Raw genomic sequence first — 22517 nt, forward strand, 5'->3', positions numbered from 1 at the left:
GAGTTCGGCGGTGGTGCGGCGCCCTTCCCGGCGGGAGAGGTGGTGCAGGTCCGCCATGAGGAGCATGTTCTCCTCGCCGGTGATCAGTCCGTCCACGGCGGAGAACTGTCCGGTCACGCCGATGGCGGCGCGGACCGCCTGCGGGGCGGTGGCCAGGTCGTGGCCCGCGACCTGGGCCTGCCCGCCGTCAGCGGTGACGAGCGTGGAGAGGATCTTGACGGCGGTGGTCTTGCCCGCGCCGTTCGGACCGAGCAGTGCGAACACCGACCCGGCCGGGATACGCAGATCGATGCCGTCCAGGACGGTCTTGTTCCCGTAGGACTTGCGCAGGCCGACGGCGGAGACGGCGGGCGGCGACGCGATACCGCTCCCTCGGCCGCTTGTGGGCATGGCAGAAGAAGGCATGGGGGGGCTCCGTTCGAAGGCTGCAGGGGGCGAGAGCGGGGAGAGGCGAGAGCGGGCGGGGCCGCCTGCGGATATGGTGCTCAGGCCCTGGCGCGAAGGACGTCGATGTTGCCGTAACGGGTGTGGGCGTGGACCTCGACGGTCTCCTCGGTCTCCTGCGGGGTCTCGGACGCGGCGAGCATGTTCCGCACCTGGCCGGAGTCCGAGTTGACGTCGAGCCAGGCGACGGTTCCCTTGCGGATGCCGACTTCGATGGCGCCGTAGGAGGTCTTCAACTCGGCGGTCCCGCGGGCCACTTCACCTAGGCGCAGAGTGCCGTTGGCGGTGGTGGCGGCGACCGAGGCCTCGGCTCGCCGGATGTCGATGTCGCCGGTGGCGTTGCTCACCCTCAGGTCACCGGTGACGGCGCCGACGGTCGTGGAACCGTGCGAGTTCTTCAGGACGGCGGAGCCGTCGATGAAGCCCACGCGCAGGCTGCCGGTGCCGGTGGTGACCTCCGCCGCGCCCTCGACCCGATCCACGGTGATCGCGCCATGGGAGGCGGTCAGCTGCAGCGGGCCGGTGACGTCGAGGCGGACGTCACCGGACGAGGTCTTCACCCGCGTCTCGCCGAGCCGCCCCACGCCGAGTACTTGGGCCCAGGCACCGGTCACGTCGACGCGCGAGCCCGTGGGCAGCTCCACCGTCACGTCCACGGTGCCGGGGCGGCCGAGACCGAGCGCGGGCTTGGGCGTCGTGACGGTCAGGGCGCCATTCGTATACGTGACCTCGGTCTGCTCGGCGGCGCGCACGTCCAGGTCCTTCTTCGGGTTCCGCGGCCGCACTTCGACGACGGTGTCGAGGCGGTCGCCCGCGATGAACTGAATGGAACCGGCTTCCACGTGCGCCGTGGCCGAGATCGGTTCGGGCGTGTCGAAAGAAGGCATGGCTGTCCCGTACTCCTGGGTCTTGGGGTGTCCCCGCTGGCAGCGATGAGGAGGGGACGCGGTCTGGGCGAAGCGGGGTGGACGAAGCGGTGTGACTGAAGTGATGCGCGTGGAGTGCAGCGCATGGAGTGACGCGCGTGAAACAGTGCGGGCAGCAGCGCGCGTCGTGGCTAGCGCACGCGGCCCGGGACTGCCTGTGCGAAGCCCTGAGCATCCTCCGTCGTACGCGGCCGGGAGCCACCCTCGCCGTCGACCGCGGCCGACACCGCGCGCGCCAGCCACGCGTTGAGCGACAACTCCTCGCGGACGGCGGCCTTCTCGGCGCGGGCCTTGAGGCAGGACGGCAGGCGCAGGTTGACGCGGACGACACCCCCCTCGCCGCTCCCGTCGTCCTCGACAGGGGCCTTGACCGGTTCCACGGGTGCGTATGGCACCGCGACGGCATCGGCCTCGAGATGTGGTGACGTCACCACGAAGTCCGGGTCGAGCCCGCGCAGCCGCATGTCGACTGAGCCGGGGGCGAGCTCACGGGTGATCTCGCCCACCGCGGTGGAGAGCAGGTGCAGCATGGCCAGCCGGCTCGCCGACTCCAGGGGAGCGATGAGCCTCTCGGCCAGCTCACGCGCGTCTCCCCCACCGGCTTCGGCGGCCGCCGCGAGGTCACGGCGCAGTGTGTCGACATACGGGGCGAGGTCCATGACGCCATCATGGCACCATGATGATGCCACGCGCAAGCCTCATGGCTCCTTGCGGAAATTGCCGTCAACTCGACAGGGTACGACCTGCAGAGACACAGAGAAGTCGCCCTGAGACATCGGGGTGCCGCACACACTCGTACGCTCCCGGAGCGAAGGATTAGCATCGAGTGGCACCAGATGACGCCGAACGGCGCCAATCTGAGCCGCGTGACGCCATGCCTGCCGCACCACACGGTCTGCCGCCGCCCGTAGCCGGGCGGGCTCGGGCGTCAGCCGCTGGGCTTCGGCCAGGGTTCCCTTCGCGTCACGGCGGTGCCCGCGGTGAGCGTGATGGCGGCGCCCGCGAGGAGTGCGGCAGCAGCAAGACATGCGATACGGCGCATGAGGTCGCCCGTGATGGTCGGCAGCAGTCTCGGCCGGGCTGCCCGCGCGGTCACTACCCGGGAACCGGCACAGCCAGAACTCCGCAAGCGGGGGGCTCGCCGTCAGCCCGCCCCGACAGCGGGGGAACGAGAGGGCCCTCAAAGACCCTCTCCCTCCCGTGACTCGCGGATGCCGGACGGCCTTCGCGAGAATCTAGATGATTCACGAGGAAACGCGGGGAAACGCGGGGAAACGCGGGGAAACGCGGGGAAACGCGGGGAAACGCGGGGAAACGCGGGGAAACACGAGGATCAGACGGTGACCAGGCTCTTGGCCAGGACCCGTTCCCTGCGCACCCCGTCGGACAGGAGATCGCCCAGCTCGCCCGTGTCCGCGAAACCGTTCCGTTCATAGAGCGCGACCGCATTGCGGTTGTCCGGCATCACGGACAACCGCAGCGTCTTGGCGCCGCGCTCGGCGCCCCAGCGTTCCACCGCCTGGATCAGATAGTCGCCCACGCCTCGGCCACGAGCCGCGGGACTGACCCACATCGAGATCAACTCGACGCGGTCCGCCGCCTCTCCCGGAACCCCGCTGACCATCCCCACCGGACGGCCGTCGAGCAAGGCGACGAGATCCCGCGCGCCGGGAATCGACAGCCGGGCACGCCAGCGCTCCTCCCGGTCCCCGGGGCCCTGCCACTCCGCCAGCGTCGATCCGAACGCATGGGGAGCCTCGGCGAGCGCCGCAAGTCGCAACTCCCGCCACAGGGGCCAGTCTTCTGATTCCACGGTGCGCAGCTCAAGCATGATCCAGACCTTGCCCGCCGTCGGGAGGGACAGCAACTCCATTACGGCTGCGTGAACGAGGGTTCGGCAGGTACCTGCTCGGCCCGACCGCTAGGCCGGGTCCAGGTCGCTCTGCACCAGGTTGTGGTCCGAGTACTCGGTGGGCTGCACACGCTGGTTGAGCGGTTCGATGCCCCGCAGGAAGATGTAGTCGAACTTGAGGTGCCAGTCGGTGGTCGGCTCACACGTGCCGGCCTCGGGCGAGGGCCGGCACGCAGGCGCCGCGTCCGCGGCCAGTTTCCACATACGTGTGAGTTCGGGGGCGTCCGGCACGGCGTTGAAGTCGCCGAGGACGATCGCGCGGTCGTGCCGGGCGACCTCCGCGGCGAGCACGCCGGCCTGGGCCGCCCGTACCGCCTCTTGACGCCGTTGGGCGAGGTGCGTGTTGAAGACCCGGACGGGCTTGCCGCCCACCAGGGTGGTCACCGCCATGTACCCGCGGTCCTCGGAGCCGCCGTCGGGGTACTCCACGCTCACGCGGTCCGCCATCGGTGCCGCCGAGAGAATCGCCTGGCCGAAGGCTCCGGGGCTCCACGGCACTCCCCCGCAGCGGCCCCAGTTGCGCAGGACCGACCCGTACTCGACGTGGTAGACCAGCCCGTAGAGGTGTTCCAGATAGTCCCGGATCTGCTCGACGTCACGCACGCACGCCTCCTGCAGACCGATGACCTGGGGCGCGTACGAGGCGATCTCCGCCGCCCGCCCCGCGTTGCCCACTTCGCAGGGGTTGCAGATGTTCCACGTCATGACCCGGTTCGGCACGACGTCCTTGACGGACTCGACGGCCAGCGGCCTGCCGAAGAGGGCGAGGGTGCCGCCAGGCGCGCTGGGCCCCACGAGCAGGAGGCAGATCACGATCATGATGCCCGCGAGCAACCGGTTGCCCCGTCCGAGCACCATCGCCTCCTCCAGGTGGATGCACACGGGCATCACATGACGTCTCCGCACACGAGGTTATGCGACGAGTCGGTGGGCGGCACCGGCGACCGACGCGTCACGGGCGAGAACCGGCTGTTCACGAACCGGCCCGTTTCGGCACCGAACCGGCCTCGTTGAAACGATCATGAGCAACGCCCTTCTCGTGATGGACGTCCAACGAGCCGTCGTGGACATCGTCGCCGCCGACGACTCCGCCTACCTGCCACGCCTGCGCAGGGCGATCGACGGAGCCCGAGCGGCGGGCATCCCCGTGATCTACGTGGTGATCGCGCTGCGCCCCGGCTTCCCCGAAGTCGGCACGCGCAACAGGGCCCTAGCCGCCATCGCGCGGGCCGGCCTCTACACCGAGGGCGCCCCAGGCACCGAGATCCACCCCGAGGTCGCGCCCCGGCCGGGCGACGTGGTGGTCACCAAGCGCCGGGCGAGCGCGTTCTCGGGCAGCGACCTCGACGTGCTGCTGAGGGCGCGCGGCATCGAAGGGCTCGTCCTCACCGGCATCGCCACCAGCGCGGTCGTGCTGTCCACCCTGTGCCAGGCGAACGACCTGGACTTCGGCCTCACGGTCCTCTCCGACGCCTGCCTGGACACCGACCCGGAGGTGCACCGGGTCCTCGTCGAGCGGCTGTTCCCGCAGTGGGCGGACGTCGTCACCGTCGACGACTGGGCCAAGGCGGTCACACCTCGATAGCGGTCCTCCCGTCGGCCTTCCCTCAGGCGAGCCGGGCCAGGGCCTCGGCGAACTCTCCTGGGCGGCTGAAGTAGCCGACGTGGGATGTGGCCAAGGTGCGGACGTCGAAGGGGTTGTCCGGGGTGACGGCGTCCGCTTCCGCGATGGTGCGGTCCTGTGCCTGGACGGGGATGCTGCGGTCCTCGGAGAGGCGGAAGTACGTGTGCGGCACCCGTCCCCAGCGGTCGGCGGTGATCACGGATTCCGGGCCGATCACTTCGTAGCTCTCGTCCGGGTCCATCGTGTCGATGACCGCGCGGAACTGGGCGTCGGTGCCGTCGGCCATGATGGCGGCCTTGAGTTCGGCGAAGAGGGCCGGGTCGCCGTGCGCGGCACGCCAGTTGAGCCGCGCGAAGCCCTGCGCGGCGACGTCCCCGATGGTGATCTTCGCTGCGGCGGCATCCAGGAGGTTCCCGTCGTCCTCGGCGGGGTGCACCTCGTCCTCCGGCGTGGTGAAGCCGGTCGGACAGGCGGCCGCGATGTACACGACGCGGTGCAGCAGGTCGGGCACGGCGTTGGCGACGGCGCTGAGCGTGATGCCGCCGAAGCTGTTGGCGGCGAGCACGACCGGCCCGTGGGCGGCGAGGCGGGAGACGACGTCGACGACGCACCGGACGTTGTCGGCGAGTGTGACGCCCTTCATGGGCGAAGGCGCGGCGGCGAGCGCTTCCAGGTCCTGCGGCGAGGCGAAGTACGGCGCGGGGCGATCGGCCGAACTCCCGTGCCCGGGCAGGTCGATGGCGTACGACGCGTGGCCCATGAGCGCGAGCTCGTTCCGCAGAGGGCCCCATGCCTGGGCGTTGCTGGAGGCACCGGGGATGAAGACGTATGTGGTCATGGTGGGGTCCTTGTCATCGGTGAGAGGCAGAGGTGCGGTACCGGAGACCGGCGTCGAGAGCCGACGTCGGTCAGCGCGTGGCACGGGTGCGCGAGAGCTGCACCTTGATGACGAAACCCATGCGGGGAGAGTAACCCGACAGCCGCTCGATGAGCACGGGATATGTGGCGTGCTTGGGCAAGTCGGCCGTGCGGCAGATGAGCTGAGTGCCCGTCAGGCGTCGAAGTGGCGGCGCGCGTCCTCGATGTGGCCGAGGTACCGGTGGGTCCACCCGCACATGGCGTCGACCGTGGCACGCAGGCCCCGGCCAGCTTCGGTGAGGGTGTACTCGACCCTCGGCGGCACGGTCGGGTGCACCTTGCGGTCGACCAGGCCGTTGCGCTCCAGCATGCGCAGGTTCTGGGTGAGCATCTTGTGGCTGATGCCCTCGACCTCGTTGCGCAGCTCGCTGAAGCGCAGGGTGCCCTCGCCCAGCGCCTCGATGATCAGGAGCGCCCACTTGTTGGCGACGTCCGAGAAGATCTCCCGCGCCAGCGAGTCCGCGCGCCTCAGGTCGGCGTCCTCGGGCAGGCCCTTGAGCAGTTGCTTGGTCACTATCAGGCACCCCAGTCACCGAAAAGTGCGTTCTTCCAGGTCGGCCGCCACTCTCCTACGGTTTCCCGGTAACCACAAGAGAGCACGGAAGAGCGGGCGCGCGCCCTGTGGCTTGACCTTGACACAATGACAAGGTCTTCACTGGGGAGCCAAGGAGGTGGTCCCGATGACCATGGCGAAACAGGACACCGACACGATGCGGGCTCTCCAGGGGCTGGAGAACGGCGACTCGTCGGTGCGGCTGCGCACGGCGCTGGCCCTCGGCACGGCCCCCGACCCGCGGTTCGTCGACACGCTCATCCGGCGGTGCGCGATCGAGCCCGAGTTCTACGTGCGCGAAATGCTGACGTGGGCGCTCATCCGCCACCCGGATTCCGTGACGCTCCCGGAGCTGGTCAGGGAAGTGCGGTCGGAGCGTCCGCAGGCGCGCAGCCAGGCCCTGCACACCCTGTCCAAGATCGGTGACCGGCAGGCGTGGCCCGCGATCACGCGGGCGCTGCTGACCGACGCGGACGACGAGGTGGCCCGCAGCGCCTGGCGGGCGGCCGTCGTCCTCGTACCCCCGGGTGAGGAATCCGCGCTGGCCGCGGTACTGGCGACCCAGCTCGGGCGCGGCAGGCGTGACACGCAACTGAGCCTCAGCCGGGCGCTGATCGCGCTGGGCGAGGTGATCCTGCCGACCCTGCGGGCCGCGGCGACGGATCCCGACCCCCACGTGTCCACGCATGCCATCGCCACGGAACGGCTGCTGCGCGACCCGGAGGCCGGGTTCGAGTTCGCGGTCGAGGAGGCGAAGCGCATCGTCGCCCTCGGCAGAGCCGGTCGGCAGGAGGGCTAGGCGGTGCTGATCGGTGAGGTGGCACGGCGGTCCGGGGTCAGCGCCCGCATGCTCAGGCACTACGACTCGCTCGGCCTGGTGCGGCCGACGGACCGCACCGACGGCGGCTACCGCGAGTACTCCGCCCAGGACGTCCAGCGGATCTTCCACATCGAGAGCCTGCGGTCTCTTGGCCTGTCCCTGCGGGACGTCAGGCGTGCGCTCGACGATCCCGGTTTCGCCCCCTCCCGGCTCGTCGACGAGCTCATCCGCCAGACACGGGAACGCATCGCGGTCGAGACGGAGTTGCTCACGCGGCTCCGTCGGATCGACGCCGCGGAGCCCGTCGGCTGGGAGGACGTCCTGCAGACCGTGTCGCTTCTCCAGGCGTTGGGGTCGAAGAGCGCCGGGACGCGCCAGCGCGCGGCCCTGTCCTCCGCCGCGGAGGACCCCGTGCCGGTCGAGGCGCTGGTCCAAGCGGCGCTGAGCGAGACGGACCCGAACGTCGCCGGCGCCCTGCGGTGGGCGCTTGCGCAGTCGGGCGACCGGAGTCTCGCGCTGCTCGCGGAGGGCCTTGGCTCGCCGTCGGCCCCGGTCCGCGAGCGTGCCGTCCGGTCCATCGCCGAGTTCACCACCCCCGAGGCGACCGCACTGCTGCGGCACGCCCTCACGCATGACGACCTCACGGTCCGCCGGCGTGCGGCCCTGGCGCTCGGGGCGCGGGGAGCGGCCGACGCCATCCCTACGCTCATCGGCATGGTCGTCGGCGGGACGAACGACGTCGACGCGGCCGACGCACTGAGCACGCTGGCGAACGACGCCGACCTGCCGGGTCAGACGGATCAGGTGAATCAGACGGATCAGGTGGATCAGGCAGGTCAGGCAGGTCAGGCAGGTCAGGCAGGTCAGGCAGATCGGATCGCGATGGAACTCATCGATCACCTCGCCCACGCCACCGCCGAGCCGTCCGCACGCCGACGGCTCACCCAGGCGCTCGCCGACATTCCGGGAGCCACCGCGGCACGTGCCCTCACCGACCTGACGCGGGACGAGGACCCCGGCGTAGCGCTCACCGCCACCTACGTTCTCGGGTTGCGCGACGCGCAGTGACAGACGCTTGCCCCTACTGGTCCTTGCCCACCTCCCCGCGGTGACAGGCGGCCGCGTCGGACCGGCGAAACGCGGATGCGGGCGGCCGGTCCGCTGGTGTGGGATCGGCGGCATGACGCTTGAGTTGGGGACACCGGGAGTAGACGGGCTCAGCGAGGCTGTGGATGTGCTGCGGGAGTGGCAGTGCGAGGGCGCGCGGATGGAGTTGCATCCAGGGGACCTCGGCTGGTTCTGGCGCTACGGCGCGCAGGCGACGGCAGCGGCCGTCCGGACCTGGAGCCGGGACGGCCGGATCCTCGCCGTCGGACTGCTGGACGGTCCCGGCCTGTTGCGGCTGACGATCGCGCGGGAGGCGCGGCAGGACGAGGAGTTGGCGCGGCAGCTGGTCGCGGACGTGACCGATCCGGCGCGCGGTGTACTGCCCGAGGGGAAGGTGAACATCGAGGCGCCGATGAGTGCGCTGATCCAGGATCTGCTGTTCGAGGAGGGCTGGCACACCGACGAGCCGTGGACGCCGTTGCGCCGAGACCTCACGCAGCCGGTCAAGGGCCCGGACATGCGGATCGAGGTGATCGGTCCGGAGCGGGCTCACGTGCGGGCCGCCGTCAACCGGGCATCGTTCGACGGGTCGACGTTCTCGGAGGAGCACTGGCGCGCGATGGCGGCCGGGCCGCTGTACGCCGACGCCCGCTGTCTGGTCGCGTACGACGACGGGGGCGACGCGGTGGCGGCGGTGACGGTGTGGTCGGCCGGCGCGGGCAAGCCGGGGTTGCTCGAGCCGATGGGCGTGCACCGGGACCACCGCGGTCGTGGCTACGGCAAGGCGATCAGCGTCGCCGCGGCGGCCGCGCTCCAGGAGCTCGGTTCGTCGAGCGCGGTCGTCTGCACGCCGAGCTCCGACGTGGGCGCCGTCGCCACGTACGAGGCGGCCGGCTTCCGGCGGCTCCCCGAGGTCCGGGACGGGTACCGGGAGGCATAGGCGGGTGCGCGGGGGCGTGGCCGCGCGCGGGAGACCGGCTCGCGCGAAGGACGGCCCCTCCCGCCGCCCTCGCCTTCCCGAAGCCCCGGCGAGGCCTGATCGCGGGGTGGTTAAGCTGCGGCGCATGGACATCGTGATCCCGCTCTTCGACAACTTCGAGCCGCTCGACGCGATCGGGCCGTACGAGATCCTCGCGTACGTACCCGGTGCGACCGTGCGGTTCGTCACCGCCGAACCCGGCCCGGTGCAGGACGTGTTGGGGTCCCTCCCGGTGCACGTCGCGACCAGGTACTCCGATGTCGAACGCTGCGACGTCCTGCTGGTACCGGGCGGGGGCAGCTTCATGGCCATGTCGGACGATCCCGAATTCCTGGGCTGGGTGCGCCGGATGCATGTCGGCTCCCGCTTCACGACCTCGGTCTGCACCGGCTCCCTGGTGCTGGGGGCGGCGGGTCTGCTCGACGGCCTGACCGCCACGACCCATTGGGACGCGGCCGCCCACCTGGAGTCGTACGGCGCCGTCTACTCCCCCGAGCGCGTGGTCCGGCAGGACAGGGTGATCACCTCGGCGGGGGTCTCCTCCGGCATCGACATGGCCATTCAGTTGGCCGCGCTGCTCACCGACGAGGTGACCGCCCAGGCGATCCAGCTCTACACCGAGTACGACCCGCAACCCCCGTTCGACACCGGCTCGGTGGCCAAGGCCCCGGCCGACGTCGTCGCACGCGCCCGCACGTTGGGCTAGCCGAGGGGCACGGCGTCTTCCGAGCGCGTCCCGCCTGTCTGCCGGAGCAGCGCGAGAGCGGCCTCCGACGAGGACCCGGCGGGCGCCGTGCACACCACGAGGACCTGCTCCGGCGAGCGGAGGAGCGCCAGCGTCTGCTGAGTGACCGTCAGCGCTCCGATCGCCGGATGGTGCAGGTCGTAGGCGGCCGCGTCGCAGGGCGACACGCTGTGGTCCCGCCAGAGCGTGACGAACTCCGGGCTCTTCATCGTCAGCTCGCCGACCAGCTCCGCGAGCAGCGGGTCCTCCGGGTGCCGCCCCACGACGGTGCGGAGGTTGCCCACGACAGCGCGTGCCTTGCGGTGCCAGTCCTCCCCGTACAGCTCACGGCAGTGCGGGTCGAGGAACAGCATGCGGCTCATGTTCGGGCGGCGGGCGGCGCTCTGCGGAGCGAGCGGGTCCAGGTGCCCGGCGAGCAGCCCATGGCCCAGACCGTTCCAGGCGAGCACATCGGTGCGCCGGCCGAGAACCAGCGCCGGGACGCCGTCCAGCGCGCGCATCAAGTCCCCTGCCTCGTCCGCGACCCTCTCCGGCTGCGGCCGACGGACCCGCGTCGTACGGCGTGAGGCGGCGGCGAGCCGCGTGAGGTGAGCGCGCTCGTGGTCACCGAGTCGCAGGGCACGCCCGATGGCGTCCAGCACCTCGGCCGACGCGCCGCGGGACAGCCCTTGTTCGAGCCGGGTGTAGTACGAGGCGCTGACGCCCGCGAGTTGCGCCAGTTCCTCCCTGCGCAGACCGGCCACCCTGCGCGGCCCGAAGGCGGGCAGCCCGACGTCCCCGGGCCGCAGCTGTGCCCGGCGTGCCTGCAGAAAGTCGGGGCCCGGCGGCCGAGGTCTCGGTGCTCATCGGCTGCAACACCGAGGAGGGGAACCTTTACCTCGTGCCCCGGGGCGAGCTGGAACCCTCCACCGAAGCCGACGTCCTCGCGCTCGCCGCGGCGGGGTTCGCCGAGCCGGCCGCCGCGGTCGCGGCCCACAGGAGGTCGCGCCCGAACGCCACGCCCGGCGAACTGCGTTCGGCCCTCCTCGGCGAAGCGCTGTTCGGCGCCGGCGGCGCACGGATGGCCGGGGCCCACTCCCGGCTCCCGGGCCGCCGGACCCACGTCTACTCGTTCGCCCAGCGCTCGACAGCTCTCGACGGGCGGCTCGGCGCCGCGCACACGGTCGAACTCCCTTACGTGTTCGACCTCGCCGACGAGCCGTGGCTGCACGGCGACCACGGCCCGCTGGGACCGGAGGCGGCGCCTGCGGGCCTTGCCGAGGCGATGCACGGAGCCTGGGTCGCCTTCGCGCGCGACGGCGACCCGGGCTGGTCCGCGTACACCCCGGAACAACCGGTGGTGAAGGTCTTCGGAGACTGTCACCCGCCGCAGGCGGACCGGATCTTGTAGAAGGTGGACAGGTACTTGGCGTGGTAGTCGGCGCTCGTGATGCGCACGAACGACTCGTCGGCCGAACGCAGCGAGGACCCGGTGAGGTTGGCGCTGCCGGTGTACACCCGCGGTGTGATGTCGCCGTTGTAGGCACCGTCGATCAGGATCTGCTTGTTGTGCGGACGCACGTCGATGCCGGGCCCGTTGGGAATGCTGCACGCGCGGTGCTGGATGCCTGCGGCGGAGAGCTTCTTCTTCACGTCGGGCTCGGCGGAGGCGTACACGATGTCGACCCAGCACCCCTTGCCGCGCAGGGCGGCGAGCTTGTCGGCGACCTGGATGCGGGAGTCGTTGAAGAAGAGCATCACGATCCGGATGTCCGTCTGGTGCGGCTTGCCGTCGGTGCCGGTGTACGAGCAGGAGACCTCGTCGAGGGCGTTGACGACGGTGTCGGTCGCCGGGTTGTTGTACGAGGAGTCGCCGCGGGGGAAGAAAAAGCCCCGGTAGGCGGAGCCGGTCGGGGTGGAGGAGTAGGCGTTGTTGTCGCCTGTCGCCTTGTGGCGCCCGGCCCTCAACTTCTCGTGGTAGGTGGCGTATCCGTCGTACACCGGACCGTCGGAGAAGGTCACCGCGTCGTTGAAGGACTCGACCTTGTACCAGTCGTTCAGGTTCGAGGACGTCTGGAAGACGACCTTGGAGTGGCTCGTGCCGTCGTCGAGCGGGCCGACCCGGGAGAAGAGGAAGAACTTGTTGTGGTTGTACGCGGGTTCGGGCGGCGCGACGCCCAGGCAGCCGCGCCTGACGTCGTCGACGCCGTCGTTGTCCTCGAACCTGTCGTCGCACACGACGACCCAGGAGCGGGCGGTGTCATGGGTGCCGAGAGCGGACTTGAGGCTCTGGTAGGCGGGATTGGCGTACTCCTTGCCGTCCTTGTCGACATACGTCGAGTCGTCGACGATCAGTTGGACGTCCACGCCTCTTCGATGCGCGGCGACCAGCGCGTCGGACACCTCCTTGTCGCCGAACTCGAACATCGAGCCGCGGATCTGCGCTCCCGCGGGCGTGGCGTCGATGAGGGCCACCAACTGCGTGAAGACGGCCTTCTGTTGCGCCGGAGTGCCGAAGGGGTCGTTGAACACGGGGCCGTTGATCACGGGTCTGGTGGCAGCCGCGGCAGGAGCCGCGCCTCCCCCGATCAGCCCCGCGACGAGCGCGAGCACGCCGACCAGGGCGGTCAGCGCGCCGCGCAGGCGAGCGGGACGGGATATGCGGTTCATCATCACCTCTCAGGGACCGGTACAGGCCTTGAACGCGGCTGCTGCCCCTGCGTAACTCGCAGGGGCAGCAGCCGTGTTGGGGTGACGTTACGGGACGCAGGCTCGGCAGCGGCGGGCGGGCGCCGCCGACCGGTCGGGCGTGCGCCGTCCCGGCCCGCTAGCCGCCGTGGTCGGGGTCGTGGGTGATCAGGTCTCCCGGCTGACACCGCAGGACGTCGCAGATCCTCGACAGGGTCGAGAAGCGGATGGCCTTGGCCCGGCCGTTCTTCAGGACGGACAGGTTGACCACGGTGATGCCCACCTGCGCGGACAGCTCCGTGAGCGTCATGCCGCGCTCGGCCAGGAGCCGGTCCAGGTGGATCCGGATTCCGTGGACTTCCTCTTCGGGCATCAGACGGCCGCCCCTTCTTCAGACATCAGATGGTCCCTTCGAGGTCCTCTCGCATGCGCACGCCCTCGCGCATGATCTTCCCCATGATCACCGCGGCGAGTCCCGCGAGGACGAGCACCTGCGGCCCGGCGACCGTCGGCCCTGAGCCCACGATCGGCGCCATGCTCGCGACGAGCCAGGAGCGGGACCATCCCGCGACGAGCCCGGCCAGCGGCGCTCCCACCGCGACGCACCAGCCGAGGACGGAGAGCCGTCGCGCGACCGCGTCGGTGAACGGCCCCTCCAGCACGACGGCCTTCAGCAGCCGGGAGAAGAGCAGCAGCGCGAGGAAGGCGAAGAGCAGCCAGGGCAGTTGGCTCCCGAGGTCGGCGGCGCGCTGCCCCACGGACGGGTCGTCCTGGCACAGGCGCGCGGCGCTGCTGGACGCCTCCACTCCCTTGTCGACCGGCAGGCCTTCCGGCCCCAGTGAGGCGTTGGCCCAGAAGCCCGTCTCCACGCAGACCGCGCCGTCGTCGAGCATGTGCGTGAACCCCGTGCCGAGGAAGGCGAGCCCGCTGAGCATCGCCATCGCAAAGGTCAGTGCCGCCAGGGTCCTTGTCAGTCGCGTGTTCACCGCGCCCCTCCCTATCGATTTTCGATATGCCTGAGCGTAGAGGACCATATCGATAATCGACAAGTTCACGCCCGCGCCGTGCCGGGCTCGCGTCGAGGCGGGTCACGACGCGGTCGACGACGGGAGGGAGCTCACCGGCGGGTACGTACGCCGGGGCGGCCGCGCGGGGCCAGTGCCGCTCCGGTCTCGCGGTGCACCGCGCCGGGGTGGCTCGTGCCAGGGCCCTTGGTGAAGATGACGCGCGGCGAACAGCACGCGCCTCACACAGCAAAGGGCAAGGAGGTCACGTACTCCTTGCCACTCTCAACATATAGCCCACCGGGGGCCTTGCGGCAAGGCCCCGTTCATGCTGCACAATCTCCGGCCGAAGCCCGGACCTGCAGGAATGGATGGGGGACCCTCATGATCGACGTGATCGTCGCCGGCGCTGGACCCACCGGCTTGATGCTGGCCGCCGAGTTGCGGCTGCACGGTGTCCACGTGCTCGTACTGGACAAGGAGGCCGCGCCGACCCCGGTGGTCCGCGCGCTCGGCATGCACGTACGCAGCATCGAGGTGATGGACCAGCGCGGCCTGCTGGAGCGGTTCCTCGCGCACGGTCGGCAGTACCCGGTGCACGGCTTCTTCGCCGGCATCGAGAAGCCCACCCCCGCCGACCTCGACACCGCGCATCCCTACGTCCTCGGCATGCCGCAGCCCACCATCGACCGCCTGCTCGCCGAGCGCGCCGTCGAGCTCGGCGCCGAGATCCGGCGCGGCTGCGAACTGGTCGGGCTGAGCCAGGACGGCCACGGGGTGACCGCCGAACTCGCCGACGGCACACGGCTGGACGCGCGCTATCTCGTCGGCTGCGACGGCGGCCGCAGCACCGTGCGCAAGCTGCTCGGCGTCGGCTTCCCCGGCGAGCCCAGCAGCGTCGAGACGCTGCTGGGCGAGATGGAGGTGACCGAATCGCCGGAGACGGTGGCCGCCGTGGTGGCCGAAGTCCGCAAGACCCACAAGCTGTTCGGCCTCGGGCCCCTCGGTGAAGGGGTGTACCGCGTCATCGTGCCGGCCGAGGGGTTGGCCGAGGACCGCTCGGTCCCGCCGGCCTTCGACGAGTTCAAGCGCCGGCTGAAGGCGTACGCCGGCACCGACTTCGGCGTGCACTCACCGCGCTGGCTGTCCCGCTTCGGCGACGCCACGCGGCAGGCCGAGCGCTACCGGGTCGACCGGGTGCTGCTGGCGGGCGACGCGGCGCACGTCCACCCGCCGGTCGGCGGCCAGGGCCTCAACCTCGGCGTCCAGGACGCGTTCAACCTCGGCTGGAAACTGGCCGCCGAGGTCCGCGGTTGGGCGCCGGAGGGCCTGCTGGACAGCTACCACCGCGAACGGCACCCGGTGGCCGCCGACGTACTCGACCTCACGCGCGCCCAGATGCAGCTGATGTCCACCGAGCCCGGCCCCCAGGCGCTGCGCCGTCTCGTGGCGCAGCTGATGGCCTTCGAGAACGTGAACCGGTTCCTGACCGAGAAGATCATCGCCACCGGCGTCCGCTACGACTTCGGCGCAGGGCACGAACTGCTGGGCAGGCGTCTGCCGGACATGACGCTGAAGCGGGGCCGCCTCTACGAACTGACGCACCACGGCCGCGGTCTGCTGCTCGACCAGACCGGCCGGCTCACGGTGGCGGGCTGGGCGGACCGCGTCGACCACGTCGTCGACGTCAGCGAGGAACTGGACGCGCCCGCCGTGCTGTTGCGGCCCGACGGCCACGTGGCGTGGGTCGGTGACGACCAGCGGGAACTGGCGGCCACCCTGCCCCGGTGGTTCGGCGCCGCGGTCGACTGAGCACGGCTCGGCACGGCGGCGGCGCCGACCGCGAACCACGAGCCGCTCGCCGACAGCGGACATGACCGCACGCACGATCACCGGCATGACCGCGCGCGCTCCCGCGCGTCGGTCACACGTCACACACTGGTGAAGAGGTCGTCGAGCGGGGCCGGTACCTGCCCGGGCTCCAGGGCCTCGACCAACACCTGGCCATAGCGGATCTTGCGGCCCTTCTTCGTGCCGAGGAAGCGCCGCAGCTGCTGGTGGCGGGGGCGGCCCTGCTGGGCGGGCTGGCGCAGGAAGGTCTGCCAGGCACGGTCGTCGCCCTCGGCCTCGACGATCTCCTCGGCCCGCGCCGTGCCCAGGGCGCGGATCAGCTCGTCCTCCAGGTCCGCCGCGCAGACGAAGACGCCCTCGCGCGGCGCCCCGGCCCGCTCCAGGCCTCGGTCGTAGAAACGTCGCTCGTTCTCGTCGCACAGCCCGGTCAGGCGCAGGCCGAGGCCGGGCTCCCCGAGGAGTCCGGCGTACCGGCCGACGCTCATCGCCCCGCCCATCGGCACCACGCACACTCCCTCGGCGGCCAGATCCCGGCCACGTCGCAGGGCCAGCGCCTCGACGGCCGCCAGGTCACTCGGCCCCTCCAGCAGCACCGCCGTGCGCAGCCCCAGCCGCACGGCCAGCTCACTCGCCGGTTCGGCGAGCCCGCCGGCCGCCCACTCACTCACCGCGTCCCGAAACGCCCACATGTCCGCCATGCTGCGAGTCTGCACGTCCACGGGCCGCCACGACACGGAATATCCGACGGCCCCGGCCGCTCTCACCGGCCTCGCGCGTCCGCACCGGCCTCGCACGTCACGAGCGGCCGGGTTTGCCCTGCCGAAGGGTCCGCACGGTGAACACCGCGTCGAGGGGTTCGACGAGGTGCTCGACGGCGACCGGCACGAGGTGGGCCGGCGCGTCGCCGTCCAGCAGCGCGCTCACGTACTCGACGCACTGCGCCGGAGCCAGCACCGGCAGCCTCTTGCGCAAGGTCCGCACGGCCTGCATGCGTCCGCGTGCGGTCGCGGTCTCGCGTAACTCGTCGTGGAGGTCGTCCACCGCGGTCCGCACGGGAAGGCCGCGGACGCGCGAGCGGTAGTCCGCCTCCCACTCCCCGCCCATCGCGGCAACGACGCCTATCTGATGCAGCCCGCCGTCGACACGGTCGACCAGGTACGGTCCGTTGCCCCCGACCATGACATCGCGGTTCCCGGTACGTACGTACTCCTCGGTCTGCCAGGAGACGATCCACACCAGCTCATGCTCCTCGACCCCCGCCACGGCCAGGCGCATCGAGTCCACCCCCATCGATGCCCGTGCCCGGTTCGGGCCTTCCAACTCCGCCTCGACGATGCGCACCGCGGCTTCTCGATCAATCACCTGTGCAGCATGGCCCATCACCGCCGCACGCGGACGGCGACAATCAGCGGAGCGACAATCGGCGGGACGGCAGGCGCGCGGCTTGTTAACCTTGACGTATGCATCTCTACTTCCTCTGACCGGGCCCGCCGGCTCCGCCCTCGCCTGACGCGCGAGGTGCCGGGAGCCGCCACGTCGCCCTGCGGCCCGCCCCGTGTTGCTTCACCGGGGCCCGGCCGCCGTCAGACGAAGGCTCGCTCGCACCCTTCCCGCGGCCTCGGGTCGCGCCAGGGCTGACGCGCGCCTTCTTCCGGAGCCCGGAAATCACCGGAGGAACACACCGTGACTGCCCTCACCCTGCCTGCCCGCGCCCGCGCCCAGCTCACCTGCGCCCGCATCCGTGTCGAGCGCGCGGGCCGCACCGTACTCCACGACGTCGAGATGAAGGTCGCGCCCGGATCGCGCTGGGGCGTCGTCGGCGAGAACGGGCGCGGCAAGTCCACGCTGCTGCACGTGCTCGCGGGCACGCTCGCCCCGGACGCCGGGAGCGTGCACCGCACCGGCACCCTCGCCCTGGCCGAGCAGGAGATGCCGGGCGAGGACGCGCGGACCGTCGGCGACTTCGTCGACGAACACCTCGCCGAGGCCCGCGCGGCCCTCGCCGCACTCGACTCCGCCGCGCAGGCACTCGCCGACGACCGCCCCCGGGCGGACCGGGCGTACGCCCATGCCCTGGAGGTGGCGCAGGCGCTGGACGCCTGGGACGCCGACCGTCGCGTCGACGTCGCGCTGGCGGGTCTCGGCGCGGTCAGCGACCGCTCCCACCCGCTCAACACCCTTTCCGTGGGCCAGCGTTACCGCATCCGCCTGGCCTGTCTGCTGGGAGGCGCGTACGACTTCCTGCTTCTCGACGAGCCCACCAACCACCTCGACCTCGCCGGTCTCGAATTCCTCACCGCCCGTCTGCGCGACCATCCCGGCGGCGCCGTCGTGGTCAGCCACGACCGGGCCCTGTTGGCGGACGTGGCCACCACGGTGCTCGACCTGGACCCGACGCGCGACGGCCGTCCCGCCGTGCACGGCGGCGGATACGCCGGCTATCGCGCGGGCCGTGCAGCCGAACTGGTCCGCTGGCAGGCCGAGTTCGAGCAGCAGCAGACCGAACACGCCCGCCTCACGCAGGCCCTGTCCGAGGCGCAGAACCGCCTCAGCACCGGGTGGCGGCCCCCCAAGGGCACCGGGAAGCATCAGCGTGCCACCCGTGCCGGAGCGCTGGTGCGCTCGGTCCGCCGCCGCCAGGACGACCTGGAACAGCACAAGATCACCGCACCGGTGCCACCACAGCGGTTCAGCCTGCCGCCGCTTCCCGCCCGGCCAGGCGTCACCCTGTTGTACGCGGATCAGGTGACCGTGGAGGGCCGACTGTGCCAGCCGGTCGGCCTGACGCTGCGCTCCGGGGACCGGCTGGCCGTCACCGGCCCCAACGGGGCAGGAAAGTCGACCCTGTTGTCCGTCCTCGCGGGCACGGCAGGACTGGTTCCGCGTACAGGCCGGGTACACCGGGCGCCCCACACGCGGCTGCGGCTCCTGGGCCAGGAATCGCCGACCGCCACGCGCCAACGAGCCCGCAGGCTCTACGAAGCGCACACGGCGCACCTGGTCAGCACGGGTGTGCTCGCGGCGGGCGACGTGGTCGGGCTCGGGGCGCTGGGGCTGCTCACCTCGCGTGACGCCGACAAGCCGGTGGCCGAGCTGTCCCTCGGCCAACAGCGTCGTCTGGAGCTGGCGTTGACGCTGGCAGCCCGTCCTCACGTCCTGCTCCTCGACGAACCGACCAACCACCTGTCGATCACCCTGGTCGACGAACTCACCGAAGCGCTCCACGCCACCCCGGCAGCCGTGGTCCTGGCCACACACGACCGGCAGCTGCGGCGCGACATCGGCTCCTGGCCACAGCTGCATCTCGATGCGCCTTCGCGGCGGACGACCGTGCGCGTATAGGGAGAGCACACGCAGGGAGAGCGCGCACGCGGAAAGCGCACACGGGGAAAGCGCACATCAGCGACATCGCGGCGGCTCGGTGAGGGCCGCCGCGATGTCACGGACGAAGACCGGCTTGAGGCGCTTGTCCGGGAGCACTGCGACACAGGTCAGTTCACGCGTCGGACCCACTTTCCCTGTCCTGCCGCGCCAGGGCGACCAGGTCGCGGCGTACCGGACGACGGAGCCGCCCGCGCCCCAGGTGCCGTCCTGCTGCTCGTGGATCAGCACCCACACGCGCAGCGCCTCCTCCTGGGGCAGTCCGGCGGCCTTGAGGACCGTCGAGGTCACCTCCTCCACGAGGCCGGCCTTGCGGCGGTCGGACAGGGCGCCCTGCGGCACGGTGACGTCCACGAGGAAGCGGGGCTCGTCGCCCTCCGCGGTCACCCGGCCCCCTTCGGGCAGCTCGGTCAGGTAACTCCACGCCAGGGCGCGGAGGAAGGCGGTGTCGGGCGCGCCCTCCCAGCCCAACAGTGCCTGGGCGAGGTCGCGTTGGATCGTCGCGCGGCCCTGGTCGGTGAGGGAACCGGCCGGGGCGGTGCCAAGCACGCCAAGGCTCCGCTCGGCTCGACGTACCGCTACTTCCCCGAGGGCAAGCAGCAGTTGGCCACGGAGGCCGTCCGGTACACGGGCGAGTGGATCTCCCGTGCCCTGCGGAGGGAACTGGAGGCGGGACCTGCCGCCGGGCTGCGCGCGTTCCTCGCGCTGTGGCGCGAGCTCATCGCCGACTGCGTCTTCCGCGCCGGCTGCCCCGTCCTGGCCGTGGCCATCGAAGAGCCCCCGCGGGGCGAGATCCCGCCCGCCCTGGAGGCCGCGGCCGAGGTCTTCGAGGGGTGGAAGGACCTCCTGGCCGCCTCGCCGCGGGCGCACGGCGCCGAGTCGGAGCGGGCGGCGCAGCGTCGAGCCGCTGGACCACGTCGCCGCGCAGCTCGAGCCGCTGATCGCCGGCGCCGTCACAGGCTGACGCCACCGGCGGTCGGCGTCAGTCGGCCACGCCACCCGCGAACGGCATCGTCTGCCACTGGCCGAGGGACGGCTTCAAGTACTCCGACAGGACCGGAAGTTGGGGAACGAGCGTGAGGGCCGCGACGATGCGGAGCATGCCGACGGCGTTCACGAATCCGAGGACGTCCTTGTTCAACGGCCTCATGCCGTTCCGCCGCGCGCCGCGGTCGTAGGCGGCTTCGAGGTCGGGTCCCAGAGCGGCCATGTCCCACTCGACGGGCCCCAAGGTGACCAGCTCGAAGTCGGCGTACAGGTCGCCCGCCACCCCGGGGAAGATGTTCGCGGGCGGTGAGTCGCCGTGGACGGGCTGGAGGTCGATGCCCGGGAACGCTTCCTCGAATGCGGCGCGTGAGCGTACGAGGGGCTCAAGGACCTGCCACTCGCGGCGTGCCCGGTCGAGGTCGGCGGCGTCGACGAGGTCGGGGCGCTTTTCGAGCAGAGCGAGGCTCTCCGCGATGAACTGCGGTTCGGCCGAGTCCAGATAGGTCAGCGGGCCCGGGTAGGCGCGCATCGCGGCGTGCAGGTCGGCGGTGCTCTCGGAGTTCGCCGCGTAGTCGGGCTCCTTGTCCCTGGCCTCCTCGGCGAACTGCCAGAACGTCATCGAGAATCCGCCGCGCCGCACGGGTTCCCGCGGCACGAGGGGGCTGGGCGGGATCACGGGGGTTCCCTGGCCCGCCAGCCAGTGCGTCACGTCCAGTTCCGTGCGCTGGCGGCGCGACTGGAAATCGGGGTCCGCGTGACGCGGAAGGACGGTGGGGACGCGTACGACGACCGGTGAGGGCGCGAGGTGGACCACGACGGAGAACAGGTCATGGAGCACCTCGGCGTCGGTCACGGTCAGCCCGAGATCACGCCCGGCGCCGACAGCCGCGTCCACGGCGGCGGAGGTGCGGTGAGCGATGTTCTGAGGTGTCACGAAGTCGGTCACGGCCAGATCGTCGCATGCGCGCGGGGCGGGTGTGCAGGTGTGCAGGTGTCATGCGCGTGCCCGCCGGGTTCGCGTCCCGTCGCCCGCCTCTGGTCGGTGGCACTCCCCGCCTCTGGCCGGTGGAACTCCCCCGCGGCGGGGAGGTTAAGCTCACCGCATGATCATCCCGTTTCTCGTGGGCGTCGCTGTCCTCGCCACGGTTGCCGCCGTGGGCGTCTGGGTGTGCCTGGAGTTCTGCAAGGCGTGCCGTGAGCGCAGGCGCGTGCCCTTCAGCGCCGCCGCGGACTGACACGCCGGTCACTGCCGCCGCGCGCTGACCCACCGGTCCGCCCCTGTGTGTCCCGCCGCACCTCCGCCGGCACGACCGGCAGGCTGCGCACGCTGTTGAAGAGCAGGGACGGCAGCGGTGCGGGAGCGGCCTGTGCCAGTGACAGCCCCGGGAAGCGGGCGAAGAGCGCGTGCAGGGCGATCGTCGCCTCCAACCGCGCCAGGGGCGCGCCCAGGCAGTGATGGATGCCGTGCCCGAAGGTCACGTGCTGCCGGGCGCCACCGCGGGTGAGGTCGAACACGTCGGCATCCGGGCCGTGCCGCTCCGCGTCCCGCCCGAACGCGGTGTATCCCAGCAGCACCGGCTCGCCCTCGCGTACGGCGCACCCCGCGAGGTCGAGGTCGCAGCGGGCGTAGCGGAACGGCAGATTGGCCACCGGTGGATCCCAGCGCAGGGTCTCCTCGACGGCCGCCGACCACGGGTGGCGTCCTTGGCGGAGCAGGTCGAGCTGCGCGGGGTGGGTGAGCAGTGCGCGTACCGCGTTCACCAGCAGGCTCACGGTCGTCTCGTGGCCCGCGACGAGCATCAGCATCAGGGTGTCGACCAGTTCGGACGCGCTCAGCCCCGGCTGCGCGCCCGCACCCGTCCCGTTCTCGGCCTGGGTCCCGGTCTCCGTCCCGGTCCCGGTCTGAGCCTCGGTCTCCGTCGCGTTCCGTGCGGCGACCAGCGCCGTCGTCAGATCGTCCCCCGGGTGGGCGCGGCGTTCCTCGATCAGCTCGGCGAGGGCCTCGCGCAGCGCCGTGTGCGTGGCCGCGGCCTCCTCGGGCGAGGCGCCGGTGCCGAACAGCGCCGCGCACAGCGCACGGACCCGCGGGACCCGGTCGGCGGGCACGCCGAACAGCTCGCAGATGACCCGGATGGGCAACGGATGGGCGAAGCACGCCCTCAGGTCCACCGACTCCCCGGCGGCTCGGTCGGGCAACTGCGCCATCTCGTCCAGGAGTTCATCGGTCAGCGCGGTGACGCGGGGGGCCAGGTCCCGCACCCGGCGCGCGGTGAAGGCGCGGGCCAGCGGGGTGCGCAGACGGCGGTGGTCGGCGCCCGTCGCGGTGGTCATGTTCCGCATGGTCACGAGCGGCGCCAGCGGCCAGTCCACGGGGACCTCACCGCGCCGCCAGGCACCCCACAGAGCAGGATCCTTCGCGAAACGGACATCCGCGAGCACCTGACGGCCGGTCTCCTGCCGGGTCACCAGCCACGCCGCGACCCCACCCGGCAGCGCCACGGCGACCACGGGGCCCTCGGCCCGCAGCCGCGCGCCCTCTGCGTGGTGGTCCTGCCCCGAGGGGTCGAGAGGGAACAGGGGCACGGCGGCCAGGCTCATG

25 protein-coding genes and 1 pseudogene are annotated in these 22517 nt (G+C 71.5%); 10 read left to right on the forward strand and 16 right to left on the reverse strand.

What is annotated here, in order from left to right:
- From ACZ4D5_RS21925 to ACZ4D5_RS21945, 5 genes are all read right to left on the reverse strand, one after another.
- Window positions 1-405 (reverse strand): ATP-binding cassette domain-containing protein (locus ACZ4D5_RS21925; RefSeq protein ID WP_467774054.1); only part of this gene is annotated, 405 nt, incomplete at its 3' end.
- Between the two features lie 80 nt (window positions 406-485).
- Window positions 486-1331, reverse strand: a complete 846-nt coding sequence (locus tag ACZ4D5_RS21930; RefSeq protein WP_467774055.1) for a DUF4097 family beta strand repeat-containing protein — start codon at window positions 1329-1331, stop codon at window positions 486-488.
- Window positions 1332-1501: 170 nt separating this feature from the next.
- Window positions 1502-2029: a hypothetical protein gene (locus ACZ4D5_RS21935; protein WP_467774056.1), complete on the reverse strand. Its 528-nt coding sequence runs from the start codon at window positions 2027-2029 to the stop codon at window positions 1502-1504.
- A 674-nt stretch (window positions 2030-2703) separates the two neighbouring features.
- The gene (locus ACZ4D5_RS21940) at window positions 2704-3201 is read right to left on the reverse strand and encodes a GNAT family N-acetyltransferase (RefSeq protein ID WP_467774467.1); all 498 of its coding nucleotides are present in this window, start codon (window positions 3199-3201) and stop codon (window positions 2704-2706) included.
- Between the two features lie 90 nt (window positions 3202-3291).
- On the reverse strand, window positions 3292-4170 hold the full coding sequence (locus tag ACZ4D5_RS21945; protein ID WP_467774057.1) for an endonuclease/exonuclease/phosphatase family protein: 879 nt from the start codon (window positions 4168-4170) through the stop codon (window positions 3292-3294).
- Window positions 4171-4303: 133 nt separating this feature from the next.
- Here ACZ4D5_RS21945 and ACZ4D5_RS21950 point away from each other — a divergent pair, with 133 nt between their 5' ends.
- Window positions 4304-4867 (forward strand): cysteine hydrolase family protein, encoded by a 564-nt coding sequence (locus ACZ4D5_RS21950; protein ID WP_467774058.1) that lies wholly within the window; start codon window positions 4304-4306, stop codon window positions 4865-4867.
- Between the two features lie 22 nt (window positions 4868-4889).
- Here the strand turns inward: ACZ4D5_RS21950 and ACZ4D5_RS21955 are convergent, their stop codons facing one another.
- Both ACZ4D5_RS21955 and ACZ4D5_RS21960 read right to left on the reverse strand, forming a co-directional pair.
- The gene (locus ACZ4D5_RS21955) at window positions 4890-5744 is read right to left on the reverse strand and encodes an alpha/beta hydrolase (RefSeq protein WP_467774059.1); all 855 of its coding nucleotides are present in this window, start codon (window positions 5742-5744) and stop codon (window positions 4890-4892) included.
- Window positions 5745-5957: 213 nt separating this feature from the next.
- Window positions 5958-6341: a winged helix-turn-helix transcriptional regulator gene (locus ACZ4D5_RS21960; RefSeq protein ID WP_467774468.1), complete on the reverse strand. Its 384-nt coding sequence runs from the start codon at window positions 6339-6341 to the stop codon at window positions 5958-5960.
- A gap of 163 nt (window positions 6342-6504) precedes the next feature.
- On the opposite strand from ACZ4D5_RS21960, the gene ACZ4D5_RS21965 reads away from it, so the two are divergent.
- The 4 genes from ACZ4D5_RS21965 to ACZ4D5_RS21980 all read left to right on the forward strand — a co-directional run bounded on the left by ACZ4D5_RS21965 (window position 6505) and on the right by ACZ4D5_RS21980 (window position 9989).
- On the forward strand, window positions 6505-7176 hold the full coding sequence (locus ACZ4D5_RS21965) for a HEAT repeat domain-containing protein (protein ID WP_467774060.1): 672 nt from the start codon (window positions 6505-6507) through the stop codon (window positions 7174-7176).
- A gap of 3 nt (window positions 7177-7179) precedes the next feature.
- Entirely contained in the window at window positions 7180-8265 is a 1086-nt protein-coding gene (locus tag ACZ4D5_RS21970) for a HEAT repeat domain-containing protein (protein ID WP_467774061.1), read from the forward strand.
- A gap of 112 nt (window positions 8266-8377) precedes the next feature.
- Window positions 8378-9244, forward strand: a complete 867-nt coding sequence (locus tag ACZ4D5_RS21975; protein WP_467774062.1) for a GNAT family N-acetyltransferase — start codon at window positions 8378-8380, stop codon at window positions 9242-9244.
- Window positions 9245-9368: 124 nt separating this feature from the next.
- Window positions 9369-9989: a DJ-1/PfpI family protein gene (locus ACZ4D5_RS21980; protein WP_467774063.1), complete on the forward strand. Its 621-nt coding sequence runs from the start codon at window positions 9369-9371 to the stop codon at window positions 9987-9989.
- Here ACZ4D5_RS21980 and ACZ4D5_RS21985 read toward each other — a convergent pair.
- Complete coding sequence (locus ACZ4D5_RS21985; RefSeq protein ID WP_467774469.1) at window positions 9986-10837, reverse strand: helix-turn-helix transcriptional regulator; 852 nt, start codon at window positions 10835-10837, stop codon at window positions 9986-9988. The two genes, ACZ4D5_RS21980 and ACZ4D5_RS21985, sit on opposite strands and share 4 nt — an antisense overlap.
- Here ACZ4D5_RS21985 and ACZ4D5_RS21990 point away from each other — a divergent pair.
- Window positions 10828-11418, forward strand: a complete 591-nt coding sequence (locus tag ACZ4D5_RS21990; RefSeq protein ID WP_467774064.1) for a carboxylesterase family protein — start codon at window positions 10828-10830, stop codon at window positions 11416-11418. The two genes, ACZ4D5_RS21985 and ACZ4D5_RS21990, sit on opposite strands and share 10 nt — an antisense overlap.
- On the opposite strand, the gene ACZ4D5_RS21995 is transcribed toward ACZ4D5_RS21990, so the two are convergent.
- The 3 genes from ACZ4D5_RS21995 to ACZ4D5_RS22005 form a co-directional block, all read right to left on the reverse strand.
- A complete protein-coding gene (locus ACZ4D5_RS21995; RefSeq protein WP_467774065.1) occupies window positions 11388-12677 on the reverse strand; it encodes a phospholipase D-like domain-containing protein in 1290 nt (429 codons plus the stop codon). The genes ACZ4D5_RS21990 and ACZ4D5_RS21995 overlap by 31 nt on opposite strands.
- 157 nt (window positions 12678-12834) lie before the next feature.
- Complete coding sequence (locus tag ACZ4D5_RS22000; protein ID WP_467774066.1) at window positions 12835-13068, reverse strand: helix-turn-helix domain-containing protein; 234 nt, start codon at window positions 13066-13068, stop codon at window positions 12835-12837.
- A gap of 25 nt (window positions 13069-13093) precedes the next feature.
- Entirely contained in the window at window positions 13094-13681 is a 588-nt protein-coding gene (locus ACZ4D5_RS22005; protein ID WP_467774067.1) for a DUF2975 domain-containing protein, read from the reverse strand.
- A gap of 402 nt (window positions 13682-14083) precedes the next feature.
- Between ACZ4D5_RS22005 and rox the strand changes: the two genes are divergently transcribed.
- Window positions 14084-15511, forward strand: coding sequence for a rifampin monooxygenase (rox, locus tag ACZ4D5_RS22010; protein ID WP_467774068.1), 1428 nt, complete (start codon window positions 14084-14086; stop codon window positions 15509-15511).
- Between the two features lie 119 nt (window positions 15512-15630).
- On the opposite strand, the gene ACZ4D5_RS22015 is transcribed toward rox, so the two are convergent.
- Window positions 15631-16248 (reverse strand): TOPRIM nucleotidyl transferase/hydrolase domain-containing protein, encoded by a 618-nt coding sequence (locus ACZ4D5_RS22015; protein WP_467774069.1) that lies wholly within the window; start codon window positions 16246-16248, stop codon window positions 15631-15633.
- 97 nt (window positions 16249-16345) lie between these two features.
- Window positions 16346-16912, reverse strand: a complete 567-nt coding sequence (locus ACZ4D5_RS22020; RefSeq protein ID WP_467774070.1) for a YrhB domain-containing protein — start codon at window positions 16910-16912, stop codon at window positions 16346-16348.
- Between the two features lie 321 nt (window positions 16913-17233).
- On the opposite strand from ACZ4D5_RS22020, the gene ACZ4D5_RS22025 reads away from it, so the two are divergent.
- Complete coding sequence (locus ACZ4D5_RS22025; protein ID WP_467774071.1) at window positions 17234-18892, forward strand: ATP-binding cassette domain-containing protein; 1659 nt, start codon at window positions 17234-17236, stop codon at window positions 18890-18892.
- A gap of 154 nt (window positions 18893-19046) precedes the next feature.
- Here the strand turns inward: ACZ4D5_RS22025 and ACZ4D5_RS22030 are convergent.
- Window positions 19047-19480: pseudogene (locus ACZ4D5_RS22030) on the reverse strand (tautomerase family protein).
- Between the two features lie 54 nt (window positions 19481-19534).
- Here ACZ4D5_RS22030 and ACZ4D5_RS22035 point away from each other — a divergent pair.
- Window positions 19535-20011 carry an LmrA/YxaF family transcription factor gene (locus ACZ4D5_RS22035; protein WP_467774072.1) on the forward strand — a complete coding sequence of 159 codons (477 nt, stop codon included), beginning with the start codon at window positions 19535-19537 and terminating at the stop codon, window positions 20009-20011.
- Here ACZ4D5_RS22035 and ACZ4D5_RS22040 read toward each other — a convergent pair.
- Complete coding sequence (locus ACZ4D5_RS22040; protein WP_467774073.1) at window positions 19914-20864, reverse strand: aminoglycoside phosphotransferase family protein; 951 nt, start codon at window positions 20862-20864, stop codon at window positions 19914-19916. The genes ACZ4D5_RS22035 and ACZ4D5_RS22040 overlap by 98 nt on opposite strands.
- A 157-nt stretch (window positions 20865-21021) precedes the next feature.
- On the opposite strand from ACZ4D5_RS22040, the gene ACZ4D5_RS22045 reads away from it, so the two are divergent.
- Window positions 21022-21153 (forward strand): hypothetical protein, encoded by a 132-nt coding sequence (locus ACZ4D5_RS22045; RefSeq protein WP_467774074.1) that lies wholly within the window; start codon window positions 21022-21024, stop codon window positions 21151-21153.
- Here the strand turns inward: ACZ4D5_RS22045 and ACZ4D5_RS22050 are convergent.
- A complete protein-coding gene (locus ACZ4D5_RS22050; protein WP_467774075.1) occupies window positions 21134-22516 on the reverse strand; it encodes a cytochrome P450 family protein in 1383 nt (460 codons plus the stop codon). The two genes, ACZ4D5_RS22045 and ACZ4D5_RS22050, sit on opposite strands and share 20 nt — an antisense overlap.
- Window position 22517 lies beyond the last annotated feature (1 nt).

Source organism: Streptomyces sp. NPDC025651, assembly GCF_055558735.1.